The sequence below is a fragment of the Synechococcus sp. OH2 genome, from assembly GCF_047462155.1.
Lineage (GTDB): Bacteria > Cyanobacteriota > Cyanobacteriia > Thermostichales > Thermostichaceae > Thermostichus.
In genome coordinates, this window is the sequence record NZ_JANSIR010000119.1 from 5,377 (window position 1) to 12,155 (window position 6,779).

Annotated in this window: 5 protein-coding genes and 2 pseudogenes; 4 read left to right on the top strand and 3 right to left on the bottom strand. The window is 60.2% G+C overall.

The genetic code is table 11. From position 1 onward, the window contains the following. The 3 genes and pseudogenes from NW835_RS13125 to NW835_RS13135 form a co-directional block, all read left to right on the top strand. A pseudogene (locus tag NW835_RS13125) lies at window positions 1-391 on the top strand (sensor histidine kinase); the annotation flags it as partial. Window positions 392-486: 95 nt separating this feature from the next. Further along, entirely contained in the window at window positions 487-1,266 is a 780-nt protein-coding gene (locus tag NW835_RS13130; RefSeq protein ID WP_414365156.1) for a sensor histidine kinase, read from the top strand. A gap of 66 nt (window positions 1,267-1,332) precedes the next feature. Further along, a complete protein-coding gene (locus tag NW835_RS13135; protein WP_414365154.1) occupies window positions 1,333-2,070 on the top strand; it encodes a response regulator in 738 nt (245 codons plus the stop codon). A gap of 42 nt (window positions 2,071-2,112) precedes the next feature. Here NW835_RS13135 and NW835_RS13140 read toward each other — a convergent pair whose 3' ends face one another. The 3 genes from NW835_RS13140 to NW835_RS13150 all read right to left on the bottom strand — a co-directional run bounded on the left by NW835_RS13140 (window position 2,113) and on the right by NW835_RS13150 (window position 5,876). Further along, window positions 2,113-3,759 carry a DUF3352 domain-containing protein gene (locus NW835_RS13140; protein ID WP_414415520.1) on the bottom strand — a complete coding sequence of 549 codons (1,647 nt, stop codon included), beginning with the start codon at window positions 3,757-3,759 and terminating at the stop codon, window positions 2,113-2,115. Between the two features lie 97 nt (window positions 3,760-3,856). Beyond that, the gene (locus NW835_RS13145) at window positions 3,857-4,384 is read right to left on the bottom strand and encodes a ribonuclease H family protein (RefSeq protein WP_414415521.1); all 528 of its coding nucleotides are present in this window, start codon (window positions 4,382-4,384) and stop codon (window positions 3,857-3,859) included. A 391-nt stretch (window positions 4,385-4,775) separates the two neighbouring features. After that, window positions 4,776-5,876: a phosphotransacetylase family protein gene (locus NW835_RS13150; RefSeq protein WP_414415522.1), complete on the bottom strand. Its 1,101-nt coding sequence runs from the start codon at window positions 5,874-5,876 to the stop codon at window positions 4,776-4,778. A gap of 208 nt (window positions 5,877-6,084) precedes the next feature. Between NW835_RS13150 and NW835_RS13155 the strand changes: the two are divergent. After that, window positions 6,085-6,779 (top strand): annotated as a pseudogene (locus NW835_RS13155) (RNA-guided endonuclease TnpB family protein); the annotation flags it as partial.

The window sequence follows — 6,779 nt, forward strand, 5'->3', positions numbered from 1 at the left end:
ATCCCACCTGGAGCTGGAGATCCCTGATGAGCTACCCGATGTAGTTAGCGATCCCAAGGCGCTGGAGGCGGTGCTGTTCGGGATGATCGACCGTCTTGCCCGCAGCACCCCTGCCGGCAGCCACATTCGCGCCCAATTGGTTAGCGCTGGCGAGCTGGTCAAACTGCAATTTCAGGTGAACACCCCAGAGGGGAGCGACAGCCCCAGCTCGGAACTCAAGTCCCCTCAAGCAATTGGCCAGTTGTTGGTGGTACAGCCAGATACAGGCGCCGTTAGCCTCAGCCTGGCAGTTACCCAAACCCTGTTCCGCGCCTTGGGGGGCTACCTCACTGTGCGCCACCGCGCCCACCGGGGGGAAATTCTCAACATCTACCTGCCCCGCCAGCTCTAGTCCGCCGGCCTGGAGCCGGTCTGAAGTGGCAAATCCCAGGGAGGATGGGGCTAGGATCGATTTGCTTGCTCCAGGAGAGTTGAGAGAGGGGATCCATGCCGAGAGCGAAAAAAGTTGCCGAACCTCACCCAGAGCCTGAGCCCGTCTGTGGGGGCGGGGATCCCAGGCCTGGCGGGGGGATCACCCTATCTGCCCAGCAGCTCTCCACCTTGCTCCACGAGATGCGCAATCCTCTAACTGCCCTGAGCACGTTGGCCAAGTTGTTGCAAAAGCGTCTGCCCCCCGACGATCGTAACCATTGGATTGGCCTCAGCATTGAGCAAGAGTGCAGGCATCTGCAGGATCTGCTGGCGGAGCTCGAGCGCTTGGACGGGATCCCAGCCCCTCTCCACCTGCGGCCACTTGCCTTGGCCGACCTGCTCCGGGAGTGGATCCCCATCTATCAGGCTCTGGCGGAAGCACAGGGACATCGCTTTCAGGCCGTTCTTCCCCCTTCCCTGCCGCCGGTACAGGCGGATCCCCGCGCCCTGCGCCAGGTGTTGGATAACTTAATCGACAACGCCTGCAAGTACACCCCGCCCCCCGGCGACATCCAGCTCAGGGTGGAGGTCAAGCTCACCGAGGAAGCGAGAGGCTCAAGCGCCTCCTCTCGCCAAGAGGTGTGGATCGCCGTCTGTGATAACGGCCCCGGCATCCATCCCGAGAACCTGGAGCGGATCTTCGATCCGTTTTTTCGCGCTGATCTCACCAAGCCTGGGCAGGGGCTGGGATTGGCCATTAGCCGCGACTTAGCCACCCAAATGGGAGGAGATCTCCAGGTGGAAAGCTCCCCCCAGGGCTCCTGCTTCCGCCTCAGATTGCCCACGGCCCAGTAGGGCTTGAAAATGTGAGCAGGGATGTTTCTCCCAGCCAAAATCTTGAAGCTATCCAGGAGCTGCCCAATGGCCCCCTCCGCTCAAGCCAAATTGGAACCTGCCTCGGCACGGGCCCGCATCTTGTTGGTAGATGACGAGCCAGGCTTGCGGGAAGCAGTGCAAGCCTACCTAGAAGACAGCGGCTTTGAGGTGATCCCGGCTGCCAATGCCCAGCAGGCTCTGCAACTGCTCAGCACGGCCCAGCCCCAGCTAATTATCTCCGACATCATGATGCCGGGCATGGACGGCTACCAATTTTTGGCGCAATTGCGAAAACTCGAGCCCTACAGCCATCTGCCGGTGGTGTTCCTCACCGCTAAAGGGATGACCGCCGACCGCATTCAGGGCTACCGGGCCGGCGTCGATGCCTACTTGCCCAAGCCCTTCGATCCGGAAGAGCTGGTGGCCATTGTCTCCAATCTCATTGAGCGCTCGCGCGCGGCCAGCCCTTCAGAGGTGGTGGCCCGCGAGCTGGCCTCGATTCGCGCCCTGCTGTCGGAGCGAACTCTCCCCCCGACCAGTCCCTCTCAGCCCCCCACCTCAACTCCTTTACCCCCACCGATTAAGGTGGAGCTGACGCCGCGGGAACAGCAGGTGTTGGAGAAGGTAGCAGAAGGTCTGATGAACAAAGAAATTGCCAAACAACTGCAAACCAGCGTGCGCAACGTGGAAAAATATGTCACCCGCCTCCTCAACAAGACGGGCACCAGCAGCCGCACCGAGCTGGTGCGCTATGCCCTCACCTACGGCCTGATCCGGTTGTAGCCCTCACCCCCCCCTCTCCCTCTGGGGGAGGGGAGAAGGAGCTTACGGCTGTGGCTGGGGCGGCACGGTAACCAGCAGCTCCAGCCCAAAAGCATGCTCCCCGGCGGGGTAGCTGGTGATCCCTATCCCATCGATGCGGGTCAGCAGCTCACGGGCTTCCAGCTCTACGTTGGCCAGCCCACCCGGCAAGGCGGCTTCCAGCACCGTGCGGAGGCCTCGCCAATTCAGCAAAAAGTAGCCGTAGTTGGGCTTGGGCAACTGGTTGTAGAGGGTTTTCAGCGGCTCGGTCTGAGGAAGCAGATGGCCCTGGCGCTGGGCAAGGCTTTGCAGCGCCGCCGTGCTGGTGGTAACCATCAGGTAGTTGCCTTCCCAGGCACGGGTTAGAAGCGGACGGTTAAACAAGGGATCCGCCCAGGTTACCTGGCCATCGGCTTCCGTTACTCGCGCGCCCGACTCCTGAGCCAGCCGATCCAACTGGGCCAGGGCCGCGTTGGCTTTGTCTTTTTGGCTGCTCTCGATGATCAAAGCCGCCCCCATGCCTTGCAAGAGGGGGTGGGCCTGGGCATCGGGCGCCACCAGCAAGGCCATCTCCCCATCCAGCCAAGCCATCAGGTCTCGATCCAGATCCAGGCGGGTGTTGGTGCGGAACTCGGCCCGCAGTTCATCCAGGGACTCTTTGGCCTGGGGATCCTTTTCCAGCTCCGACACAACCGCCTGCCAGCGTTGGGCAACCTGCTGGGTGGTGATCACCGCCAGGGCACTGCCGGGCAGCCGCTGGATCAGCTCGCCCCGGGCAGTCTGCCACTTGCCCAGCAGCGGGGTTTGGGGATCCAGTTGGGTGAGTAGGCGCATCTGCAGGCCCTGCTCCCGCCAGTGGGCAGCCATAGCCAAAGAGCGCAGCGGCTGCAGGGATCCCAGCTCCACCGCATCCCAGTCCCGCGTCCAATCTCGGAAAGACTCGGGATCCTCCTGCAAAGCCTGGAAGTTGAAGTAGGCAAAAGCCAAGGTGCCCGGCTTCTGGTAGAGATCGCCCACGGCAGTGCGGAAGCCTTCGGCGCGGCTAATGGGCTCCGTCTCGCCGCGATAGACAGCAATCGCCTGCTCCATCACCTTGGGATCGTTGGCCAGGGCCACGAAGCGGTTGCCAAACTCGGCCGTCACCCACCGTTCGCCCGGCTCTCCATTGGTTTGCACGTGGAGAGTTACCCCTTGCTCCTGGCGCTGCTCGAAGTTGGCCCCCTCCGCCTCTGCCTGTTGCCGCACTTGGGCCAGGAATTGCCTGGACAGATCGGCGTTGCGGGTGCTGGCTCCAAACAGGATCCCGGGCACCGGCTCCGCAGCCCCCGGCACTAGATTGGGGATCACCACCGCCAGCGTGAATTGATCCCTGGCCCAGGCCTGGATTTCCTCGCGGGAGAACTCCTGGCCGGTGCTAGCCCAAGCTTTGTCCGTCCAGCCCTCCCACTGAGCCAAAAGGTCAGGGTGGGTGCGCAGCGCCTCTTCTGGTTTGGTGGAAAAGGCCAGCACTAAGGGTGCTGACTGGGGCACCAGCGCCGTCTCCGGCAGAACATCGCCGGGCAACTGCACCTGGGGTGCCCTAAGCTGGCAGGAGCCCAAAAGCCAAGAGCCCCCCACCGCCATCAATGTCAGGGAGAACGGACGGGGGCGACGATAAAGTTGGGCTTGCATACCACACCTGCAACGAGCCGTCCTCTTGAGCATAAGCGATGAACTCGAAGGCTGTCTGTGATCCCAGGCCCGCCCGCCGAAATTATGTAGAAATTAGTTACTTGGGTCGGGCGCGGGCAACCAGCTCATCCACATATTCGTTCCAGCGCAGACCTCGGTGGGCCGGGATCCAGGCCACCCGCACCTGCGGGCACTGCCGTTTCAGTTGATACAGCTCTTGCACCAAGTCCAGGTTTTCCACCGGCCCCGTACGCCGTCGCCACCCCTGCGCTGCCCAGCGCTCCATCCAATCGTTGTAGGTCTGCACACAGAGATGGGAGTCGCTGTAGATGGTGTCCATGCGGTTGTCCTGGGTATCACGGCAGTATTGCAAGGCCCGAATGAGACCGGTCAATTCCATGCGGTTGTTGGTGCTGGCGGGATCCCCTCCGTAAAACTCATCCACAATCTGGTCATCCTCAACCACCACCACCGCCCATCCCCCTGGCCCTGGATTGGGAGAACATCCTCCGTCGGTAAAAATGCCACTACGGGGGCAATCAGCTAGCCGTCGCGCTACTTGGCGGTTGCCCAGGTGTGAGCTTTTGGCCATGATGGGATCCCTAACCGACACCAGAAACCGCATTCTATCCTCTGGAGGCGTGTCAGCGCCGTCGGCTATTGTGGATAGCCCTGGAAAAGTATCCTTTCGCGCTACCGGCAGCATATGTAGAGGTATCAGAAGCCGAGTTGTTTGGCGAAAAAGCGCGAATAAAAACCCCCAGAAAAGCTGGGGGAGGAGTGGTGTGTTGAGGTGATGAATACTTGCATGATATCTCCTGAAGCTGGTGGGTAGACGCAAATGGCGAACGATCTCTGCGTTTTCTTGCAGAAATCCTTGCAAATGTGAGAAAGCGCCAGACACTAGAAATCAGGACGATAGAGAAACTCTATTCCTTCTTGGTCACCAATAGTGTTTTTTCTCTGAACAGATGCCTTACTAAGCGCTAGATGTAGAGAAGATCCAACCATCTTTTTTATGCGCCTGCCGCTGACACTAGGGGTTGTGTCAGGCCCAGATGGGTATAAAGGCGGGAAAAGTCAAAATTCGCTGACATTAACTCCTGGATGCAGCGGACTTTGACCTCCTCGTGCAGGCGGATCTGGCCGAAAACCCGCTCGATGCGATTGATGGTGGTGAAGGTATCCAGATCCACGGAGAGGATCGGTACTTCCAACTCTTCGGCCCGCGCCCGGATGCGGGGATCCAGAGGCAGCTTGCCCGTCAAGATGAGGCAGAGGGTGGAAGTTTCCAGGGCGGCCAGTTGAATATCGGTGCGATCGCCGCCGGTGATTACCGCCTTGTGCTCCAGCTTGCGGAAGTACTTTAAGGCGGAGTTGACGTTCATCGCCCCCACCGCAATGTCTTCGACCATCAAGTCCATCCGATCCGGGCAGCAGAGCACCTCCGCCTCCAGTTGCCGCGCCAGCTCGCCGACGCTGATGCTGCGCAAAATGCGGTGGGAGGGCAAAATGCCCAAAACCGGGATCCGTTGCCCCTCCAGGAAGGGTCGAACGATGGTCTTTGCCGGCTCCATCTGGTCGGGCGGCACATCGTTGAGCAGCACGCCAGCCAAATGGGATCCCAGTTGGCGATGGGCAAAGAGGAGGGAATCGACGGCTGAGGGAGAGTGGTAGCGGCTGATCAGCAGCACCGACGCCTCCAGGGCTTGGGCCATTTTGGCCAAGGAGAGGCCGAACAGCTCTCCCTCATAGAGATCGGCTGGGCCCTCTAGCAGGATCAAGTCTGCAGCGGATCCCTCGGCAAACTCCCGCAAAGGGGCGACAGAGCACACGGGATCTGGCTCCCCTAGAGACTGCTGGATATGGGTCAGCAAAGCGTCTTCGTCGAGCTGGAAAAGCATGGGGGGCATCTGGGTCAGCCGCAGCGTATCCGCTACAAAGCGCATATCCGGATCCATCCCTTCCGGGGATCCATTCTCCCGGGCGCAAGATCCGAGCGGCTTCCCATAAGTAATTTTCACTCCTTGTTGCTGCAGATGCTTGGCCAAACCCAAGACAGCCGCTGACTTGCCGCTGAAAGGTTCGGTAGAACCGATTAGGAGGAACTTGGACACAGAGAGCTCCCAGTACGCAAGGGACAACGAGGGTGTGGCTGAAGTTACCTGTTACTCAGTCTAGCGGAGGCCGCTCGGGGGAAACCTCGGGTCTGATCCCTGGTCTCCCCCTTTGGATTTCCTTGTCCTCTGGTCGGCTAGAAACCGCAGGAGCCCCGCCCTGTACCCCCGTATACGGGGGGAGGGGGGCCGGTCAGGGCCGGGAGGAATGCGGACGACGGATAACTGTGACAGGACTCAAGTCCTGACTATCTCCTGCAAGCTCAAGGTGTCTGTGTCGCAAGCCGCCAAGCTGGAGGCGACACTTGATGCTTTTGCGCGAGCCTTGCTCGCGCCAGTGGGCCGGAGGCCTTACTGGGTCAACCAAAGCACGCCAGAGAAGATAGTCAACGCCGTCAAGCTCCAATCGCTCTGCTACCGCGAAATTCGTACCCGCTTTGGACTGTCCAGCAACCTGGCACAACAGGTGTGCAGAAGAAGGTTGGCCGCTGCACGTAAGATTGCCCAACAGAAAAACCGTTCAGTTAAAGCGTTCAAGGGCGGATTTGTTACCTACGATGCCCGCATCTTCTCTTTCCGGGAAAAAGACTGGACGGTGTCGCTGACCACCGTTGAGGGGCGGGAACGCTTTGAATTGGCAATGGGCAACTACCAGCGGGGCGTGTTGGCAGGCACCAATCCCAAATCGGCCACGCTCATCAAACGCAAAGATGGTTCTTACTACATCCAGATTTGCGTGGAGCAGGACCCACCGGAGCCACGAGACACTCCCAAGGTGATTGGTGTGGACTTGGGTAGGAGAGATATTGCCCATACCTCTGAGGGAGACCACTGGAATGGACAGCAGTTGAACTGGGTCAGAGACCACTACTCCCGCTTGAGAGCGGCTCTGCAACGCAAGGC